The 21,691-nt window shown below is 46.2% G+C and carries 11 protein-coding genes; 10 read left to right on the plus strand and 1 reads right to left on the minus strand.

The window, feature by feature from the left end; genetic code table 11:
- The first annotated feature begins 2 nt into the window (after positions 1–2).
- From DMB88_RS04135 to DMB88_RS04145, 3 genes are all read left to right on the plus strand, one after another.
- Complete coding sequence (locus DMB88_RS04135; RefSeq protein ID WP_128100316.1) at positions 3–731, plus strand: response regulator transcription factor; 729 nt, start codon at positions 3–5, stop codon at positions 729–731.
- Between the two features lie 924 nt (positions 732–1,655).
- Positions 1,656–8,804 (plus strand): InlB B-repeat-containing protein, encoded by a 7,149-nt coding sequence (locus tag DMB88_RS04140; protein ID WP_164848607.1) that lies wholly within the window; start codon positions 1,656–1,658, stop codon positions 8,802–8,804.
- Between the two features lie 423 nt (positions 8,805–9,227).
- On the plus strand, positions 9,228–11,093 hold the full coding sequence (locus DMB88_RS04145; protein ID WP_128100318.1) for a leucine-rich repeat domain-containing protein: 1,866 nt from the start codon (positions 9,228–9,230) through the stop codon (positions 11,091–11,093).
- A gap of 116 nt (positions 11,094–11,209) precedes the next feature.
- On the opposite strand, the gene DMB88_RS04150 is transcribed toward DMB88_RS04145, so the two are convergent.
- Positions 11,210–11,416 carry a DUF2536 family protein gene (locus tag DMB88_RS04150; protein ID WP_128100319.1) on the minus strand — a complete coding sequence of 69 codons (207 nt, stop codon included), beginning with the start codon at positions 11,414–11,416 and terminating at the stop codon, positions 11,210–11,212.
- A 398-nt stretch (positions 11,417–11,814) separates the two neighbouring features.
- On the opposite strand from DMB88_RS04150, the gene DMB88_RS04155 reads away from it, so the two are divergent.
- The 7 genes from DMB88_RS04155 (at position 11,815) to DMB88_RS04180 (ending at position 21,598) form a co-directional block, all read left to right on the plus strand.
- On the plus strand, positions 11,815–14,859 hold the full coding sequence (locus DMB88_RS04155) for an ATP-binding protein (RefSeq protein ID WP_128100320.1): 3,045 nt from the start codon (positions 11,815–11,817) through the stop codon (positions 14,857–14,859).
- A gap of 402 nt (positions 14,860–15,261) precedes the next feature.
- The gene (locus DMB88_RS04160; RefSeq protein WP_128100321.1) at positions 15,262–16,254 is read left to right on the plus strand and encodes a tRNA dihydrouridine synthase; all 993 of its coding nucleotides are present in this window, start codon (positions 15,262–15,264) and stop codon (positions 16,252–16,254) included.
- 234 nt (positions 16,255–16,488) lie between these two features.
- Entirely contained in the window at positions 16,489–18,495 is a 2,007-nt protein-coding gene (locus DMB88_RS04165; RefSeq protein WP_128100322.1) for an AraC family transcriptional regulator, read from the plus strand.
- Between the two features lies 1 nt (position 18,496).
- Positions 18,497–18,994, plus strand: coding sequence for a FecCD family ABC transporter permease (locus DMB88_RS30730; protein ID WP_254438439.1), 498 nt, complete (start codon positions 18,497–18,499; stop codon positions 18,992–18,994).
- Entirely contained in the window at positions 18,985–19,524 is a 540-nt protein-coding gene (locus tag DMB88_RS30735) for a FecCD family ABC transporter permease (protein ID WP_254438440.1), read from the plus strand. The genes DMB88_RS30730 and DMB88_RS30735 overlap by 10 nt, the downstream gene beginning before the upstream one ends.
- Positions 19,521–20,534, plus strand: coding sequence for a FecCD family ABC transporter permease (locus DMB88_RS04175; protein ID WP_128100323.1), 1,014 nt, complete (start codon positions 19,521–19,523; stop codon positions 20,532–20,534). Before DMB88_RS30735 ends, DMB88_RS04175 begins: the two co-directional genes overlap by 4 nt.
- A gap of 17 nt (positions 20,535–20,551) precedes the next feature.
- On the plus strand, positions 20,552–21,598 hold the full coding sequence (locus tag DMB88_RS04180; protein ID WP_254438441.1) for an NAD(P)/FAD-dependent oxidoreductase: 1,047 nt from the start codon (positions 20,552–20,554) through the stop codon (positions 21,596–21,598).
- Positions 21,599–21,691: the final 93 nt, after the last annotated feature.

The following is a 21,691-nucleotide window of genomic DNA, read 5'->3' on the forward strand; positions in this document are numbered from 1 at the left end:
GGATGAATACCTACAAAATAATGATCGTCGATGATGATCCCCATATATGCGAGATTGTTCAGGTATATTGCGATAGGGAGGGTTTTATCTCCACCTTCAGTCATAGCGGTACGGAAGCAATGAAGCTGCTTACAACGTTTGAGCCGGATTTGATTGTGCTGGATATATTGCTGGCCAATGAGAACGGTATTGATTGGTGCAGGAATGCACGTAACCTTACCAGTGCGCCGATCGTGTTTCTGAGCAGCCAAGAGGAAGATGAAGTGAAAATTAGCGCATTAACCTATGGTGGCGACGATTATGTGACCAAGCCGTTCAGTCCAGGAGTGCTCATGGCCAAGATCAAGGCGCACCTTCGTAGAGTGTCTTCGGGCAGAAGGGAGCAACTGCTGGAATTACCGGGTCTGACACTGGATTTCTATACACAGTCTGTCAACACCGGTGGTAAAGCTATCTTTTTATCCAAAAAAGAGTTTAGTCTACTGTCCTATATGGCACAAAACGTGAATCGAGTCGTCAGTGTCGATACATTGTTTCAAATCATCTGGGGTATGGAAAGCCTAGAGGATACAAGAACAGTCGCTGTACACATTAGTAATTTACGCAAAAAAATCGAGCATGACCCTGCCGACCCTGAGCGAATCATTACGGTTCGGGGAGTGGATATATGCTGGTTGCTAATAGTGCGTCATAAGCGTGAAATTAGTGATAAGGTTCGTAAAGAAAAATAGCAAAGATGGATTTATTTGGAAAATAGCGGCGTAAGGGAGGTGAATCTCTACGTCGCTATTTTTTTATATCTAGGACGTGTCTTATAGCTCCGAAGAGGAGGAGACTTTGGCCTAATTTTCGTTTACTATTCTCCTTTACTAGAAGGAACGAAATCCCCTCGCCACAACGATTCAACAGTTCTGCTACTTCTACGTTTCGTTGATCCATGATCGAACTTAAAGTTTTCTTTGTAATTCACTAGCGCTCCCATCTTGCATGATAAAATACGGATGAAAAAACGACATGATTTGACTACATTGGTGACACGATTCGACAGATACGAAAGGTGGGTGAACGATTTCAATCTGTAGAGTTAGCAGCTTCTTGGAAACCATGCTGACTTGTTTAGAGGCACTCAGTTCACGCTATATTCAAGAATCTCCGTCGTTCCTCCGGTTTCAAGTAAAGAAAGAGAGATTTCGAACCTTGAAACAGACGGGAGCTCTTCAGCCCAGATGTCTGAACAGATGTTGATGTCCCGAACGCGAGGGACGTAGCAGCTTCGACAACATCATTCTATGTGAAAGTTTTTCTTCCTCGCTTGATCTCCACACGTCGAGCAGCTCTCACTCGCAGAAAACCAGTGCTCCGATCTCGGTCACCGGTTCCGCTGCCATTGTGCTTGATCAACATGGTTAGGAAACTCCATGAGACAGCACAGCATATAGAAAGATGCCATTTTGCGTTTTATAGCCTGCCTTCGAAATCTAGTGAATTCGAGTTAATCATGTTTGTTATTGATGAAGCCTTTGTCTAATTAAAGAGGCTAAGAGTTTATGCAAAAGCCTGCTTTTGATGACGAAGGATGTTTGGGAGCATCTCGTCGTTTTAAATTTTGCCAGTCGTTTTTTAGTCTGATCTATACATAGAGGGGATGAATGAAAGTGAAGAAAGCAATAAGACAGGGGTGGAAGGTGAGCCGACAGATCCTGATGTGGATGATGGTTATCAGCTTACTAGTGTCTGCTGTGCCCCTATTTCCGGCGCAGTCTGCAGCAGCGGCTGAACTGCCGATGCAGCAGACAACAGTAACCAAATCCAGTGGATTCCAGGATGTGAATCCGACAGACTGGTTCTATGATGCAGTCGTCCATGTGCAGGAGAAGGGCATATTTAGCGGGACAGACGCAAGCACCTTCTCGCCTAAAGGGACAATGACGCGTGCCATGTATGTGACGGCACTCGGAAGGATGGCCGGGGTAGACACAGGGGCATATTCTACTTCTAGCTTTGCCGATGTACAGGTGGGCAGTTGGTATGCGCCGTATGTCGAGTGGGCAGTTAAGCAAGGAATTACCGACGGTACAGGCGGAGGTAAATACTCGCCAAATGCCACCGTATCTCGGGAGCAGATGGCAACGATGACGTTGCGGTATTTCGAAAGTGAACAGATTCCTTATCAGACCGAGAATGTTGTCACAACAAAACCGGGCGATCTTGCAGATGTTTCGCCTTGGGCGACTGATGCGGTCGTCATGCTGTGGCAAGCCGTGGTGTTCACTGGAGACCAAAAGGGGAACTTCAACCCTCGTGCACAAGCAACTCGTGCGGAAGCTGCGGTTCTTTTTATGCGCAACAATGCGGTTGTAGAGGCGTGGAAACAGCACAATCCAACGCCGGTGACGCCAGCACCCGAACCAACGCCGCCGGTGACACCAACACCGACGCCAGCACCAGGAACAACGCCAACAGTGACACCAACGCCGACACCTGGCGGCGGTAATAATGGTGGCGAAACGCCTGGAGATAACGGAGGTAACCCGGGCACGGGTTCCACTGCATATACGCTCACGTTTGAGAGCAACGGAGGCACGGCGATTGCTGCGCAGACGGTACGAAAAGGCCAGGTGCTAAATAACCTGCCTGCTCCAACAAAAGAGGGATATATATTCCAAGGGTGGTTTACAGATAGCGATTTCTCGCTCATCTTTGCAGAGGGTAGTACGCTAACTGAGGATATGAAGTTGTATGCAAAGTATACGGATAGTGTGAATAATGCCGTACAAAGTACCCCTAGCTACGCCGTGCTGGATGTGGCGCCAAACTTCACCGTCACAGTGCAGGATGCGTCGAGCAGCCTGACAGTATCCGAGGTCAAAGCGGGTATGACGTTCACGGACACGGCGGATCCCGACTTTGCGGGAGTTGAGGTCACCGGCGGGAACGGAGTCTTCACCGTAGCATCTGCAGCCGAAGACGGTAAGTTCGTCGAAGGCAACACATACCAACTGGAGTTGACGAATGACAAGCTGTCGTTCCAAGGACAAGATGAGACGACAAGCATTTACGTGTTTAGTGTTGCCAAGCAAGAGGTTATTGATATTCCGCTTAATCCGGATATGATCTATCTTCCATTCACGGATGTCACGGATATGATATTGAATGGCGAAGCTGTTGGTTCACCATCGATTCCGGTAGTTAGCACGACAGTGGGCGGTAGCGAAAATGCGCTCGCTGAAGCGAATGCGAGCAGCGGAACGTTCGTGTATTCCGGCAACACCGTGATTCAAGTCGGCGATACCGTCGCCATTTATCAAGGGGTTCGTCCCGATCTACGCACGTTAGAAACCACCGGCGCTGAAGACGGCGATGTGGCCTACGTCCAGATCACAGAGGTAGACGGAAGCACCTATACCTATGACCATGCAGATACCAAGCAAGTGTTGCTCAAGCCGGATGTTCTGCCGGTGAGTGTACAAGCGGATACAGATGGAGATCCGAATAACAACTCCATCACAGTTGAGCATACCCAGATGAACTACAGCGACAGCCTGTATGAGCCGTTCGGCCTGGATGAGTTAACCACAGTCGATGTGGGCGACTTTATCGGTTTTTATGAAGGCAACTTCGCTGAAGAAGGTTCTCAAGTTGTCAGTTATGGACGTATCACTTCGATTACGCCTGTAGCAGAGATGGATGTTATCACATATACCGATGCTACAATTGAAGATATTGAGAATGTCTTCAACATCTATCAGAAGCAAGCAATTGACGGCGAAGATCTGTTATCGGAAGAGCAGATCGCGGAGCTTGAAGAGCAGATCGAGCAGCAAGCGATCGCTAGTGGATTCGTCAATCAGGCAGCAGATTATCTATCTGATCTAGCGATGGAAACAAAGGATATCAGGGATTTGAAAGAAATCCAGCAGATCAAGGCTCAGTCTTCCCTGGCTTCGGGTAAAAGTAGCCGGGTCAGCGTGGAGAATCTGACTGTCGTTGCTTCACTCGGGACGAATCTGAAGAATATTAACGGCCGAAGTTCCGGTGTCAGCGCCACACTGCAAGTCGGCGCCGATATCGTCGTGAATATTAATGAAGACAGCGATCTGGTTATCCATATGACCAGTACATTTGTTCAAGAAATGAGCCTGGATCTCGGCATTAATGGTGATATGCAAGGGCATTGGCTGAAAAAGTGGGGGATTCCTTACTGGTACAGCATTGATGATTATGTAATTACGGCGAATCTGGATGCTTATAGCTATACCGGAATGAACATCACGGCAGAGATAGCTCTTGTTGAACACGATAAGCTAAATGATGCACTGAATGACTGGCTGGGCGAGAAGAACGCTGGCAGGTTGGGAAAGGTTCAGGACATTGCGACACAGATTAAAGCGGTAATGGCGGGTGTGCAGGATACTGCCGTAGATGCGGAATCGTTGAAGGAAAAGTATCAAGAGATGTTGGAGCAAGACACGGAGTGGGTTCCGTTAATCAAGAAAGAACTCTTTGAAAAGAGCGTACGCGTGGCTTTAGGTATTGTGGAAGTCAAATTTGAAGCGGAGTTTGTGGTCAGCGCCCAGGTGAACCTGACGGTGGGGGCAGATTTCTACTATAAGATGGCCAAGCGCTACTCGGTTAGCTTGCGCGTATTGAGTTTCAGTGGTTCGAGCAATACGGTCAGCTTGCCGGGAGACGGAGATTACCAATTTACCTTCTATGTGATGGGGACGATCGGTTTACGAGCTGGTATTCATATGGAGGTCAAAGCGGGGATTGGAAGCGTCAAGTTGAATAGTATCGGGCTTGCTGTAGAACCCGGTGTGTATGTGAATCTGTGGGGCTACTTCTATTATCAACTGAAGAATATTAGCGGGGTGAAGACCACCAAGTCTTTAGGCGCCTTATTCGTGGAGATCGGCATCTATCTGGAGGTCGAACTCGGTGCTCAATTAGGTGATGGAGCGCTCTCGGGCGGCGTGGAGCTGGTCGATGAAGAGTGGCCATTGTATACGATTGGGGAACCGGAAAACGTCTATGACTTCGCCTATCCGCAGGATAAGTCGCTCAGATTAAACTTGGCCGGTTCCGCGTCATCCATCGCTGTACCGGAGTTGTGGCTTACGATGAGTACGCTTGATTTGACTACAGGCGATACCGATACCCAAGCGTATGATGCCGCGAAGTTCGATATTCAATTGGACAATGCGAATTTCAAATATAACGAGGCTGACGGGAAGATCGAAGTGGTGGACAAGAACATTCAGGTGAGTGATGGCAATCTGATCATCACTTGGAAGGGGGCACCGCTGTCGTTCACATCCGATCCGCTCAAACGCACAATCCCGTTGAGCTGGCTCGCCAGAGTGGGTGACTATATCCTTCAACTTGATCCGCAGAATGGTGGAGTAACCGATATTGTCGCGGCTCGTTATAACGCGCCGATCAGCGTGGTCACCCCGGTATATCCGGGATATACCTTTGATGGCTGGTATACGGCTGCTTCCGGCGGCACGAAGGTGACGATTCCGAGCCGTATGGCTGCAGAGGATCGGAAACTGTACGCACACTGGACTGCGAACACGGACACGCCATATACGGTTGAACATTATGTGTTAGATCCGAACAGCAGGACAGCGGCCCCGCCTGTAGATACGGAGAATTTGACCGGAACAACGGACACGGAGATTCGAATCAGCTCCGATAGGTTTAAGGAACAAGGCTATGAGAACGGAACGGTAAGCGGCGTATTGATCAAGGGCGACGGCTCGACGGTCGTCAGGGTTAATTACTCTCCGGCGAATCGAAAGATGACGTTCGCTGGGGGTTATGCGGGTGCGCCCAGCGTCTCGCTAACGGGAGCAGCCGGCAAGAACATCGCTGCTCGTATACCGGTGCCGACAAGATCAGGATATACGTTTGCCGGTTGGTCGCCAGATATTCCAAGCACAATGCCGATTGAGGATACCACCTATACAGCGAAGTGGACAGGGAGAGAGGATACGCCTTATCAGGTCGCATACTTGTTGCAAAACATTGGCAGTGACACCTATACGGTTGCGAATACGGAATCGTATCGTGGAGCTACCAATACGGAGGTAACGCTGGAGAATGTAATTCCAAGATCCTATCCAGGGTTTGAATTCGATGAGACTATTCCGGGAACGGTGTTGAAGAGCGAAATCACAAGCAACGGTAAAACGGTGCTGAAGCTGTACTACAAGCGCGATGTCCACACCTTGACGGTTGATTACAACGGCTCCGGCCAGGAGACCAAAGTTGTTGAAGTCCCGTTAGGAGCTACGACGCAGCTCTACCTGGGTACACCGACATGGCAGGGAAATACCTTTACGGGTTGGTCGCCAACGCCTCCGACTACAATGCCTGCGGAAGATGTTCAGTTTACCGCTCAGTGGACGACGAATGCTTACACGGTGAACTTCAACAGCAATGGCGGATCGGAAGAAGTACCTAGCCAGACAGTAGGATATGGCAGTATGGTCAACGCCCCGATTGAACCAACGAAGGAAGGCTATGTATTCGGAGGTTGGTACAATGGCAGCGATCTGACGAACCTCTACGACTTCGCGGTACCTGTTACGGGTGACCTTATGTTGTATGCGAAGTGGCTGATCCCTTACACAATAAGCTTCGAGAGTAATGAAGGGTCGGTAGTAGATGCCCAAACAGTGAATGAAGGAACCAAGGCTATGGCACCTGTCGCCCCAGAGCGGGAAGGCTATGTGTTTAGCGGCTGGTACAGCGAAAGCGAATTAATGAATGCCTACGATTTCACTTCTATGGTGGTAACGGGAGACCTGACTTTGTACGCGAAGTGGACGGTTTATGTACCGAATACGTACACTGTAATTTTTGAGAGTAACGGCGGATCGGCGGTCACAGAACAGACGGTGAATGAAGGTGCCGTGGCTACTGCTCCTGGTGCTCCGATGCTGGAAGGATATACGTTCAATGGCTGGTACAGCGATAGCGAATTGACGAGTCCTTATGGTTTCACGGAAGGTGTAATGGCGAATGTGATGCTGTACGCGAAGTGGACGAAGAACAGCTACACAGTGAGCTTCAACAGTAACAACGGATCCTCGGTGAGCAGTCAGTCCGTGAGTGAGGGAGACACGGCAATAGTTCCTGACGCGCCGACGCGTGCAGGGCATGTATTTAACGGTTGGTATAGCGAAGCTAGTCTGAATGAAGCCTACAGCTTCACGACACCCGTGATGACTAACCTCACATTGTATGCGAAGTGGACGGCGATCTACACGGTGAGCTTCAACAGTAACGGCGGAACGCCGGTGGCTGACCAGACGATGGAAAGTGGCGGCAATGCTACGACGCCTGCCGTACCGACGAGGGACGGATACACATTCAACGGTTGGTACAGCGATACTGGATTGAATGAAGCCTACAGCTTCACGACATCGGTGATGGGTAATCTCACGCTGTACGCAAAATGGACATTTAACAGCCACACGGTGAGCTTCGACAGTAACGGTGGGGCAGCCGTCGCCAGTCAAGTGGTCGTTCCTAACGGCAAAGCTGTGGCACCTGCTGCACTGAAATGGGCGGGCTACCGATTTGATGGTTGGTACAGCGATCGTGATCTGGAGAACGTCTATGACTTCGAGGCGCCAGTGACGGCAGACATCGAGCTGTTCGCGAAGTGGACAATGACATCTTGGCTGCAAGTGGGCGACGAGCTGGAATTGAATAGTAAGTCCAATATCGTCTTCGACAGTCAAGGGACGCCTTACATGGCTTATATAAAGGACAGTAACGAAGTATTTGTGGTGCAATATAAGGGAGGCACGTGGCAGCCCGTTGGCAATCAAAGCGATCTTGATAAAGCGGGAGGATTGGGGAGCTCAGCTATATCGCTCGGAATAGACAGCAAGGACAAGATTTATGTTGCCTATAAGGATAGCTCAGGTAAAGTAAGCTTTAAAAATTACAATGATGAACATAAGTGGTGGAGACCAGTATATACTATCACTGATTTCAGTTGGAATGATGGAAAGAGCAGCAGAAAAGTGGATAAAGTTAATGATAGCTTTTTCATTACCTTCGATAAGGATGATAATCCTCTTCTGATGTTTAGAGGTGTTTTGGACGGTAATGCTGCAGAACCATCAATGCTCATGTCATGGAGGTTTTATAAAGATAGGGGACGGGTACAAGAAGCGAGGGTACAGGCATTCGCAGGTCTAAGAGCATTCCTCGCACCGTTACCAAACAACGGTATGTATTTGTTTGCTCCATCTCGTGTATCCTCTACTAATCTGGCATTAGGATATAGCTTACCAGATAGCTCATCTGGACAGGATAAATTTTGGAAATTATTAGATCCGAAACAATATCCATATCCAACATCTGCAAATATGGATGCTGCATCCGCGCTTGATCCGTCTGGTGTACCTTATATGATCTATCTCAGCAGCTCCAACGTTGTTGAGATGTGGAAATATCCGCACACCATTCCTTCAGAAGATGCAGCATGGGAGAAGGTGAGTGCTACTCCCGAATTCTCGGTCGGTTCGTCTAAAGAAGGAAGCATAGATATGGCCTTTGACAGCGAAGGCACGCCTTACGTTGCTTATCGAGATGCTGCAAATGGCAACAGGGTGACTGTGATGAAATACGAGAATATGGGTTGGAGACCAGTAGGGTCTGCCGGATTCTCCAATGATGACGCTCTTGGGCTAGATATTTTCATAGACAGCACCGACCACATTTATGTGAATTATAAGAAACAAGGTAAAATGACTATGATGAAGTATGATCCAAATTTGTAATAATATTAATAGAGCAGACTAGCTAGCAGAACAGCCTACTCCCTATTGGGAGCAGGCTGTTCTTTGCATGCGCTCAGCATGGGCGATAACTTGGCGTATGAGATTGAGCGCAAGCTTACGGAACGCTCGCCGAAAGAGCGCTGTGACGAAAAGCAGAAACAAAGTGTTTCTGCACAGCTAACATAAATATACTGAAGCATAAGATCAAATAGTGTAGATATTTAATAACAAAATAGCAGAAGAAGGAGCTGTCCCAAAAGCCATAGACATGGCTGGGACAGCTCTTTTTTTGCATTAGCAAGATAAGGGATCTAGCATCAAATATGAGTCGAATCTATATTCTCTCTAGAGCGACTTGTTACCTACTCTGGATTACTGCGTATAAGAGGAGAACTTTATTTTTTCAAATGCAGGAGGTGTCCCGTGGCATTTATTCAACTGAAATGTCCGAATTGCAATGGTAAGATAGAACCAAAAGGGGAAAGGTTGTTCAAATGTCCATTCTGTGAAACGGAACTGCTACTCCAAGAGAATAACGTATACCATGTAGATCAATCGGTTCACCATTATCACGGGACAGCTGTTCCAACCAGACCTGTCAGGTCAAAACCAAAACGGAACGGCTTGCTAGCGGGTTTGTTGGTTCTTGCTCTTTCCGTCTATTTTATATGGATTTTCGCCAATCAGGGAAGTGGAGGAGGGGTAAGCCAATCTCATGTTGTACGAACAGAGCCTGAAAGCGAGGTGCTGCAACTCTTCTTGAGAGACATCTTTGATAAGACGGAGACTGCGCCGTCGTCAGAGGAACTTGCTAGCATTCGGTTTTTATCCGTGGATAAAGTGGATGACCGATGGCGGTTCAGGTACAGCTTCGACGATCCCTTCACAAACGAGCAGCCAGAATGGAAAGAATATGTCGTGACAGATAAAGTGCTGAATACCCAGCGAATGGAGCAGAAGGACTTCGAAGCGTTTTCGGGTCTGACGGGGCTGGACTTAAATGGGGAGTATGAAATAACCCAGACGAGAGACATGAGCTTCAGTCATATGAAGAATTTGAAAAGTTATTCGTCTGGCTTCAACGAATCGTTCCATGTATTCGCCTCTTATTTCGGTGACAAGAGCCGCATTCAGCAATTAACGACTCAGATACGCAGCAATGAAGAAATGGCGCAATTGCTTGAATTTTCTAATCTGCAGAATTTAAGCATTACATACGTTGATGAATCGGTTACCGATTTTCAATTACTGCAGCAGCTACCGCTACATTCACTTGCGATTACAACAATAGACGATCTGGGCTGGTTGTCCACGCTTCCTTCTCTGGAATCATTAAGCATTGGCACCAGTGAAGCGACTGACTTCAGCAGTCTGTATGCACTCAGCCAGATGCGAGAGTTAACGTTTGACAACGTGCGGAATTTGAGGACGCTCGATTTTGTAGCCAGCATGCCTAAGCTTCATACTCTGGATGTAAATCAGGTCAGCCTTGTTAGTCTGGAGCCATTGCGGAATAAAGCGTCACTCAGCAAGCTGAGGCTTGCGGATGCAGGAGCACAGGAGACACTGCAAGTAATCAACAGCCTGAGTTCGTTGTCTTCGCTTGCGGTTTCTGGTTACTACAGCACGGCGCCAGAGCTTAATCTTCCCCGCGTAACGGAATTGGTGCTGCCTTCCTCATTCGTGCCGCTCCTTCATGCACCCGCGGTTCGTCAATTAACCGTTAATCTGAACAGCGGGGGAATCAGCGGCAGTGATGTGATACGGTTCCCGCAGCTGTCGGAGCTTTCATTGCTGGAATCAGGAAGCTTTACTCAGGTGAAGGCGTTGAATCGGCTGCCGAAGCTGCGAATATTGAAAGCTAACGAGACATCCTTTTACGGGGAAACGCGGGAACTGTTTCAACTATCGAATCTTACAGCACTTGAATGTTTGGAGTGTACGTTCCAGCTGGAGGGGGAGGCTCCTTTCAATAACCGCGTACTGGAGCAATTGAATCTAACTAACTCGTATTTCTCACTCGATAACAATCATGTTGAGGATTTGGAACGGATAACGCCCTACCTGACAGGTTTAACAGGAATACGTTCCTTTACTCTACAGGACAGTTCCATCCAAACGCTTGATTTCGTAAAACGCTGGAAACAACTGGAGATTCTGCACGTAGAGAATAATGCGATATCCAATCTCAGCCCGCTAAGCGCGCTTACCTCGTTAAGAAAGGTCTACATCACGGGTAATCCAGTTCAGAACAAGACGATCTTGGGGGACAGAATTGCTGTCTATTAGGCTATATTAGGCTGTGCAAGTCACTGGAAGTTTAGTTTTATGCGTTTATGTAGAAACCCGGACTGGCATGGGAGCCTGATCCGGGTTTTTGTCTGTTAGCAAGATTCTCTGTCCCATCAATCCATTGCAAAATGTACAACGGCACTATATAACATCTTGTTGAGAATTGGGTGGTACGTCACTTGATGCTGAACGTGTTTCACTCGCAGCATCAGCGCTTTGTTGATTCCGATTCGGTCTTCAATCGTACGCTCCAGTTCATTGAAGTCGTAAGCCTGCAACCATTCGACTTTGTCTTTGATCATATCCAGTGAAATTTCCATATATCTTCAGGCGCCTCCTCCAAATTTTAATTTGCAGGTTAAGAGCCTGCCGAGCTTCATTGTAGAGCAGCTTCTGCAGTTCGACAAGAGTAATGATACAAAAAGTGAACGACAGAAACTAGCAGTGTGAGAATCACGTTATCGCTGAAAATGAAAAGAATCTAATGAGACAAAGCCACCAGCCCGATAAATATATAAATCATCATCAAATGTGAACATCCATATTCGCAAAGGTAATCAGGGTGTCTCTGCTGAACCAAATATTGGACGAAGAGAATATACATGAGAAGCATTACAATCAGATGAACGAGATGTACGTGTTCAGCTTGGAACAGAATTAGAGGAGGAAACTATGTTACTAGTTCAACAAACGATGGAAAGACAGAGTGCACATCCCAATGAGTCGTAAAATCATTGCGACGCTTATTACAATAGCGATGCTGTTCGCCACTTACGGGTTATTGCTGACATATTTCACAGTGAATAAAAAAACGATGCCCATTGCAACGAATGGAACGATGGACTTGACTAATTGGGCATTTGAAGAGAACGGTGTCGTTCGGTTGGATGGACAATGGGAGTTTTATCCCCATCGGCTTCTCTTCAGCCGCCCACTGGATTCAGAGAGTATAGGAGATCAGGAACCTTCATTGATTCAAGTACCTGGTTATTGGGCCAAACAGATGGACACGTTGGGCGTGGCAACATACCGGCTGAGAGTTCTAATAGATGATGACAGTGTCGTCTATGGGATCAAAACGGCAGCCGTTCTAATCTCTAACAGGCTTATCGTTAATGGTCAAGTCGTAGGCTCCAGCGGAGATCCTAATCTGGCAGAGGATTATCGGGCGCTTAATAAGCCTTATGTTAGCTACTTCACATTAAAACAGGGTTGGAACGACATTCTCGTCGAGGTCGCCAATCATGAATTTCGCGTTGCAAGTGGAATTGGTGAATCAATTCATTTTGGTAAGGCTGATCAGATTTCAAGAATTCGGGATCTTGCGACTGCACATGACTGGGTGGTATTGACCGCTTTTCTGATCATGGGACTTTATTTTATCGGGTTATTCTCTCAGCGGAGGAATGATCTTTCTCTTGTCGTATTTGGACTTGTCTGTCTTTTTATCGCAGCGTTTACAAGTGTCAGTGGCGAGAGGGTGCTGTTTGATGTGATTGGGCCGTTCCCATTCTGGCTCTATTTCCGGATTCAAATGGTGGTGACAGTCGGAGTCGGAATAGGCTTTTTCCTGTATGTGTATACTGCATTCCGCCCTTACAGTCACAAATGGCTTACGAAAGGAGGCTTGGTTACAGGGACATGTCTACTCCTCCTGCATCTAGGCTTTGCTACGCAGCTTACAACAGGACTGTTACGTCTTGTGACGTCACTATATGTCACGTTAGCTTTGCTGTACGCAACATATGTGTTTGTTCACGCAGTTCTACATAAGGTAGCCGGTAGTTGGTATCTTGCCGTGGCGGCTATGGCGTTGAACGCAATGATCCTGAACCAGAACTTGAACGTATATTTTGGAGTACCCATCTATTCGTTGGCACCCGTTGAGCCATTTCTTGTGCTCCTCATGCTTGCGCTATTGATGTCGCTTCGCTTTTCCAATGCTTTTCAGCGGATTGAAGAGCTTTCCGAGCAACTGCTGGAGACAGACAAACACAAGGATGATTTTCTTGCGCGTACCTCGCATGAATTCAAGACGCCTCTGCACGGCGTGATAAACATATCCCGATCCATGCTTGATGATGTTGCTAATCCGGTTACAGCTGGGCAGCGAGAAAAGCTTCAGTTAATGATTGAGGTCACCCGAAAGCTGTCTCAGCTCGTCTATGACATTCTGGACTTGTCCAAACTGAAACAGGGAGAATTCAGGATCGTGCTTGCACCAGTGGATGTGCGTTCTGTCGTGGAGATTCAGATCCGTTTCTACGCCTATCTCTGCACAGAGAAGGATATTCAACTCATCAACCAGATTCCGGCGGACTTACCTCTCGCGCAAGCTGATGAAAATCGGATAAGCCAAGTCATCAGTAATTTGCTTGATAACGCGATCAAGCACACGGAGCATGGAACGATTGTTGTCACTGGAAAAGAACACGGAGGGTTGCTCCAATTCGAAGTTAGGGACACAGGTGCAGGCATTGACCCGGAGAATCTGCCGCATATTTACGAGCCGTTCAAATCCACGGAGGAAACACGGAAACGCGGCTTCGGGCTTGGGCTGCCAATTGCGAAGCAACTGATTGATCTGCAAGGAGGTGAGCTTGCTGTAATGTCTACGTTGGGAGTTGGCACAACCTTTACATTTACACTGCCGATGGCATTACAACATAGCGACCCATGGGTTCCTTCATCCACATCCTATGCTCATCCTTTGGAAAAGGAATATTCATTCTCGACGCCTTATATTATGAATCCCGAAGGCCACCGTACGGTATTAATCGTCGACGATCAGTATGTGAATCTAAAGGTATTGCTGGATGCGTTGCAATCGCTCAATTATCGTGTTATTGCAGTCAAGGATGGATATGAGGCGCTTGAACAGATCGACCAGCCGGGTAGAATTGATCTGGTCATTCTTGATCTGATGATGCCTGGTATGTCTGGATACGAAGTATGTCTTGAAATTCGCAAGCGTTACTCACTGCTGGACTTGCCTGTGCTTATGGTAACAGCAGCGTTGCAACCGCAGGATAAAGTGGCGGCATTCCAGGTGGGAGCCAACGATTATTTACCCAAGCCATTTGACCTGGAAGAACTGAAGGCTCGAATTGGAAGCTTGCTTGCCATGAAGGAATCGCTGGGACGGGCGGTACATATGGAAGTGGCGTTCCTTCAATCACAGATCAAGCCACACTTTCTATATAATGTCCTCAATAGTATCGTTTCTTCTAGTTATACAGATGTGGAGCTTGCAAGGAACATGATTATTGCATTAGCAGATTACTTACGTGGAAGCTTCCGGTTCAGCAATACGGATGAACGTATTGAATTTGATGAAGAGTTCCAGCTTATTCAAACGTATGTGGAGATTGAGCAAGCAAGGTTCGGGGATCGGATCTGCTTCAAATATGATATTCCTGAAGCGGCTTATCGCTCGAAGATGCCGCCGCTGCTGTTGCAGCCGTTGGTTGAAAATGCAATTCGCCACGGCATCGGAGCTCGAAATGAAGGCGGAACGGTAAAATTGAAAGCAGAGAGATATGAGGATTATTGGTTATTCACTGTAACTGATGATGGAGTCGGCATTTCTCCTGAACGAATAGACCTGCTTTTGGAACAAAATGAATCGAATGTTGAGCACGGAGTAGGCTTGCGGAATATCAATAAGCGACTGAGATTTGAATACGGAACTTCACTGGAGCTTGCGAGTGAGCCGGGGCGTGGAACGAGTGTTGCCTTCCGTATACCGGATATGCAGTCATAATGGGGAAGTGTGTTAAACCAAAGGTGTTCGAAAAACAGCGCGGTAATATGAGTATACCGCATGGAAACTAGAGAAGTGGAACAAGGACTACGGAGCCCTCGTTCCGCTTTTTCTCATTCAGGGTGTAATACTTGATGATTTATTGAATGAAATGATTGAACAGATGGATCAAAGAAGTTGGGTTTAATGTGGGCAATGAAGTTGTCATGCTCCATACAGTGGTTTTATAATGGTACATTCAATATGTTTAAGATATTCATTTCTGTACAGGCAACTTTGTTTATTCAGGCTAGCGTGAGAAGTATGCTTCTCTCGGGGTATGATATAATCGGTCTACAGATGGTTTATCATTATCATTTCGGGATAAAAAATTTCCCTAGTATGCATAGAGAGGTTTTGGATATGACGAAGGACAATTTTTGGCGTGAATTACCACGACCATTTTTTATACTGGCACCGATGGAGGATGTGACGGATGTTGTGTTTCGTCATGTTGTGAGTGAAGCAGGGCGACCAGATGTATTTTTTACGGAATTTGCGAACACGGAGAGCTACTGTCACCCAGAGGGGAACAAAAGTGTGCGCGGACGTTTGACATTTACAGCGGACGAACAGCCCATTGTGGCTCATATCTGGGGAGATAAACCGGAATTCTTTCGTGAGATGAGTATCGGTATGGCAAAAGAAGGCTTCCAAGGCATCGACATTAATATGGGTTGTCCTGTAGCCAATGTGGCAGAGAATGGGAAGGGGAGCGGCCTGATCTGCCGTCCCGCAATTGCTGCGGAGATCATCCAGGCTGCCAAAGCCGGAGGACTTCCTGTCAGTGTGAAAACAAGACTGGGGTTCACAGAAGTAGACGAATGGCGCGACTGGTTAACTCATATTTTGCAGCAGGATATTGTGAATCTGTCCATTCATCTGCGGACTAGAGAGGAAATGAGCAAAGTCGATGCGCATTGGGAACTGATCCCTGAGATTAAGAAACTTCGAGATGAGATTGCGCCGCATACACTTCTGACGATTAACGGCGATATTCCTGATCGTGAGACTGGTTTGAAGCTCGCTGAACAGTATGGGGTGGATGGTATTATGATTGGGCGGGGCATTTTCCAGAATCCGTTTGCCTTTGAGAAGGAGCCTAAGGAACACAGTAGCGAGGAATTGCTCAATCTGCTAAGGTTGCACTTGGATCTCCATGATCAATATTCAGCACAAGAGCCACGTTCATTCAGCGCGCTTACCCGTTTCTTCAAAATCTATGTTCGTGGATTCCGAGGCGCAAGTGAGCTTCGCAATGACTTAATGAATGCAAAATCAACAAGTGTCGTGCGGACGTTACTCGACGAATTTGGAAGCAAGAGTCAAGATGGGGTAGAGGAAAGCGGAGTCTAGGATACCGATACTCTGAGGAAAATTATATATACTCAAAATGCACCCCTTAGAATGAACATTGCGATAAACTACGAGTTAATCCAATGTAATTCTAGGGGTTTTTTGGTATGTGGATTTATAGGAACGTTAATCTGAAGACGTCTACATATTCTCTCGCTAATAAATGATATTGATAATCAAACTCATTTAGAATACGATCTATATTAAAATGTAATTTAAAAGGAGTGAACAGAGATGCATGGAGAACCGGGCTTAACTAATCATTTCACGGATGAAATGATTGAGAAAATTGCTCGATTATGGTCACACACTCCCATTTCATTAATAGACGTACGCAGTCAATGGGTTCATTCGAGCCGCCCAATTGAAAATTATCGAATGCCCAGCAGTATGTTGGTGTACACATTTGGTGGGTCAGCGGATATTAAGTTGAATCATGTCCATTACAGTATGAATCGGTTTGGGATTTTTCATGGAGGCAAAGGAACGGAACTAAGTATTTGGCCTTCTGATGTACAGATCCATGCAGTTATGGTTCTGTATAAACCAGAATCGCCGTCTTTTTATAAAAAGGAAGTGCTTCGGTTACTGGATCAGATCAATCCCTTTATACAGCTATACGGTTACTCACCCAAAAACCCGATCCAATTCCAAGACAAATTCCAGCAGATGTTGGACAGTTGGCAACGTATAACCGCAATGAATCAATTTCGTGCCAAAAATCTGCTGTATCAAATCATCTATGATATTTACAAAGATATGCAAACAGAAGGTGTACATTTTCTTCAACCCGATCCGGTCAGTTCAGCCAAACAATATCTGAATGAACATTACACAGAACCAATTCTGTTTCAAGAAATAGCTGATATGTTTTCCATTAGCAACGGGCAATTGACTCGTTTGTTCAAGAAAAAGGAGGGTATGGGACTACAAGAGTATTTGATCCAAAAACGACTTGAGGTAGCCCGCACGCTTCTGATCAATACGGAATCAACCATCAAAGAGATTGCTCTAGGTTGCGGTTTTATCGATGAGAAGAACCTGTTTCGTATGTTTAGGAAGCACTATAAGATGACACCTAACGATTATAGGAAAATAAATGCACTCCGCATGCCGGATTATGGTATTGATAATGATTCTCACCATTTATACAATGAGGAAGGACTAGGTAATCTAGTCAAAATTCATAGTGACGGGGAGCTAACCATGTTTGGACAAACAAGAAGTAAGGAAGTATTCATAGCTGCAATGATGAGCTTGATGTTGTTATTATCAGCGTGCTCGGGTGCTACACCAGTGAATAACGGAGCCTCAAGTGGGACATCTGCACAGACACAACAGGTTCAATCTTCAGGAAGTACGGAGAAAAATGTAACAGAATCAACATCGCAGACAAGAAAGGTCAGTACGATTATGGGGGAAATAGAGATCCCATCTGATCCTGAGCGAGTAGTCGTGAATTGGTACGCTGGAGATGCGGTTACTTTAGGCTTAAACATTGTGGGTACAACGGTTGGGCAGAGTAAAGAGGACTCTTACAACAAGCTTCCTTATTGGGAAGAGTTATCTAAATATACGTTCATTGAGAAGTGGGAACCAGAAGATGTAATGGCATTAGAACCAGATTTGATTATTACACATAAGGAAGAGGACTTCGATAAATTCAAAAATATTGCTCCTGTGCTTGTGATTTCAGGTAACGAAATGACACCAACAGAGAGATTGAAGTTTCTAGGAGAAGCGACTGGACGGGGAGACATTGCGACTCAAGTGCTGGATAACTTTGAGACCAAGCTGGCTTCTGCTAAACAATTAATCAGTAGTGATCGATTCAAAGACCAGACGTTTACTATTAATCAGGATTGGGGTTCAACCGGATCGTGGGCAGGCATTGGATTCGAGAGTGAGTCCCGCGGAGGAACCCTTCTCTACAACTTCTTGGGAACGAAACTTCCAGATAAAGTACAGGCACTGCTTGATAAATCAGGAGATGATTACGCCATGCTTAGTTATGAAGTGGCTCATGAGTATTTTGGTGACTATGTATTGTGGTTTGAATCTCCGGGCAAAGAATCAGAGTACCAAAAGACAGAAATATGGAACAGTATTCCGGCGGTTACCAATCAAAAAGTTGCAATTATTTCGACAGAGGAATATGGATTATTCTTTTTCTCCGACGTAGCTGCGATGACTGCACAATTGGATTATATTACGAACCTTCTCCAGTCCCTAGAAGGCTAATATGGAAGAAAGTCAATACTCCGCTTCTGTACTCTCCAAAAGACGACTTCTGTTGTACACGTTAATAGGGTTGGTACTCTTAATTCTCACATCAATAGCTTCCATTTCCTTAGGTGCAGCGGATATGCAATTTTCCACCGCATGGGGAGCTATTTTTCACTTTAATGCAACAATCACAGAGCATCAGATTGTCCGAACATTACGAGTTCCTCGTACTATTGCAGACATCGTTGTTGGCAGCAGTCTTGCTCTATGTGGTGCAATCATGCAAGGAACTACGCGTAATCCTTTAGCCGACTCGGGACTGATGGGCATTAGTTCAGGTGCGGTATTTGCTATAGCACTAAGCATGGCCTTTTTTCCAACCTCTACATACGGTTTGACTATGCTGTTCGCATGTGTAGGTGCAGCCATTACAACGGGACTAACTTACTTTATTGCTTCAGTTGGCAAACGAGGTATGACACCTCAGCGGTTGGTGTTGGGGGGATGTCCATAACGATGCTCTTTGGCGCATTTTCTCAGTTCATAGCAATTAGATATCAATTGGGAGAATCACTGGCTTATTGGACTGCTGGGGGAACGGCAGGAGCAACATGGAGTGAACTGATGTTTGTTACTCCTATATTTCTAGCAGGTGTCGTTGCATCTCTGGTGTTGTCTCCTTTTGTAGCTGCGATGAGTTTAGGTGAAGAGGTAGCCTCAGGCTTAGGATTAAAAACAAAATATATTTTACTGATGTCAACGATTATCGTACTTGTTTTAACGGGTATGTCCGTTATCGTAGTAGGCTCTGTTGGATTTGTCGGTCTAATCACACCACACATTGTCCGGCGGTTAGTTGGTGTAGATTATCGTTATATCATTCCGGTATCGGGTATATATGGTGCACTCTTGACGGTTTCAGCGGATTTGGCAGGTCGTCTGATTAATAAGCCCTATGAAACGCCGATTGGCGTTACCTTTGCTGTAATTGGTGTCCCCTATTTTCTGTATCTGGTTCGTAAGCAGAGGAGGGGAATGGAATGAAAATGCGCCGAGCTTCGACTGTAAAGGCCGTCATCATGATGCTGGCCACATCCTGTCTCATCTTTGTCATTGCCCTGATTAGCATTAATTCAGGAAAGATGAATTTGACGCCGCTTGAAGTATGGCACGTACTGATGGGTCAAGGAACAGATCAGCAAAACATAATTGTTTATGACTTTCGCCTTCCTCGCATTGTACTAGCAATCCTTGTTGGTATAGGGATGGGCGTATCGGGCTGTGTGATGCAAACCTTAATGCGTAACGATATGGCTAGTCCAGGCACACTGGGTATTAACGCAGGAACCGGATTATTTGTCCTAATTTTCGTCGTGATTTTCTCGGTACAAGGTGTTTCTTCTGCGATTATTTTGCCACTTTTAGCCTTCATTGGCGGGATGACGGCAGCCATTTTAATTTTTGTATTGGCTTATCGCCGTGGACAGGAGATATCTCCAACCTCGTTGATATTAACTGGCGTGGCGCTGGCAAGCGGCTATAGTGCTTTTACGATTATGCTAACGCTCAAGCTGGATCATAATCAGATGGATTTTATGATTCGCTGGTTTGCAGGAGAATTGTGGGGAGATGATTGGCGATATCTACGTGTGTTGATCCCATGGACTTTAATTCTATGTGTATATGTATTCTACAAATCCCGAGTGCTTAATGCGTTGAAGTTAGGAAATCCGTTAGCGAGAGGGCTCGGTGTGGCAGTAAAGCCTGAATTCATCGGTTTGTCAGTAGCGGCGGTTGCCTTATCCTCAGCTAGTGTCTCGCTTGGTGGAAACTTCTTCTTCGTTGGATTGATTGCTCCACATATTTCCCGAAAATTAGTAGGTCATAATCATAAGCTTTTGGTGCCTGCCTCTTGCCTAACCGGTGCTGTGATTGTACTGCTAGCAGACACAATTAGCCGTACGATCAGCTTTGGTGTCAGTATTCCGACAGGCATTTTAATTACAATATTGAGCACTCCATATTTTTTGTACTTGATGTCAAAAGCAAATTGAATAGAGGAGGAATCATCTTGGATGAACTTTACGATCTTACGATCATTGGCGGAGGACCAGCTGGCCTATATGCTGCCTTCTATAGCGGAATGCGTGATATGAAAACCAAAATAATTGAGGCAAATGAAGAATTGGGTGGTGTCTTGCGTACGTTTCCAGAAAAAATGATCTGGGATGTCGGCGGAACTGCACCGGTTCGCGGGGAAGAATTAATTCGCAGAACGATCGAACAGGGGAAAACCTTTCAGCCAACCATGGCAATGGGACAAAAAATAACCAACTTCGAGCGGATGGAAGATGGCACAATTCGTTTATACGCCGAGACGGGGGAACAGCATCTTACCAAAACCGTGCTGCTCGCCGTAGGCTATGGTATACCTAAACCGGTTAAACTTGAATTGGATGGTGCGGAGCGCTTTGAAGTGAATAATCTGTTTTATACCGTGACCCATATGGATTATTATCGGAATAAACGAGTACTTATTTCCGGTGGTGGCGATACGGCGGTAGATTGGGCAAATGAACTTGAAGGCATTGCAGCCGAGGTGACTGTGGTCCATAGGCGTAATCAATTTGGCGGTCACGAACAGCCTGTAAAGCAGATGATGGAGTCCTCGGTTAGAGTATACACACCTTATACTATTTCAGGTTTGCATGCGAATGCTGGTGGAGATGCCATAGCTTACGTGGAGATATCTCGTCTTGATGAGAATGGAGAAATGCAGCAAGAGAAGGAACGGATTGATATCGATGCCGTTATTGTAAATCATGGTACACGTAGTGATTGGGGAGAACTTGGCGATTGGAAAATGGATCGAGGCGAATGGAATAAGTTCCGAGTGAATGATCGAATGGAAACCAGTTTGCCCGGTTTTTACTGTGCTGGTGATGCTGCGGGTTACGCAGCGAAAATTGGTCTAATTGCGACGGCATTCAGCGACTCCATTATTGCAGTTAACCAAGCCAAAGCTTATATTGACCCAACTGCCAGAAGAATGGCCTCTGTCTCCTCGCATAGCGAGATATTTTATGAGTGGAATAAAGCTCTTCAGGAAAGTAAGTGATGAGTAATAGATTATGAAACGCATAGGAATTGTTTTTCAAAAATTCTAAAAAAAGAAGCGGGAATGATGCCGCTTCTTTTTTATCTCGTTATA

Source organism: Paenibacillus sp. DCT19 (assembly GCF_003268635.1).
Lineage (GTDB): Bacteria > Bacillota > Bacilli > Paenibacillales > Paenibacillaceae > Paenibacillus.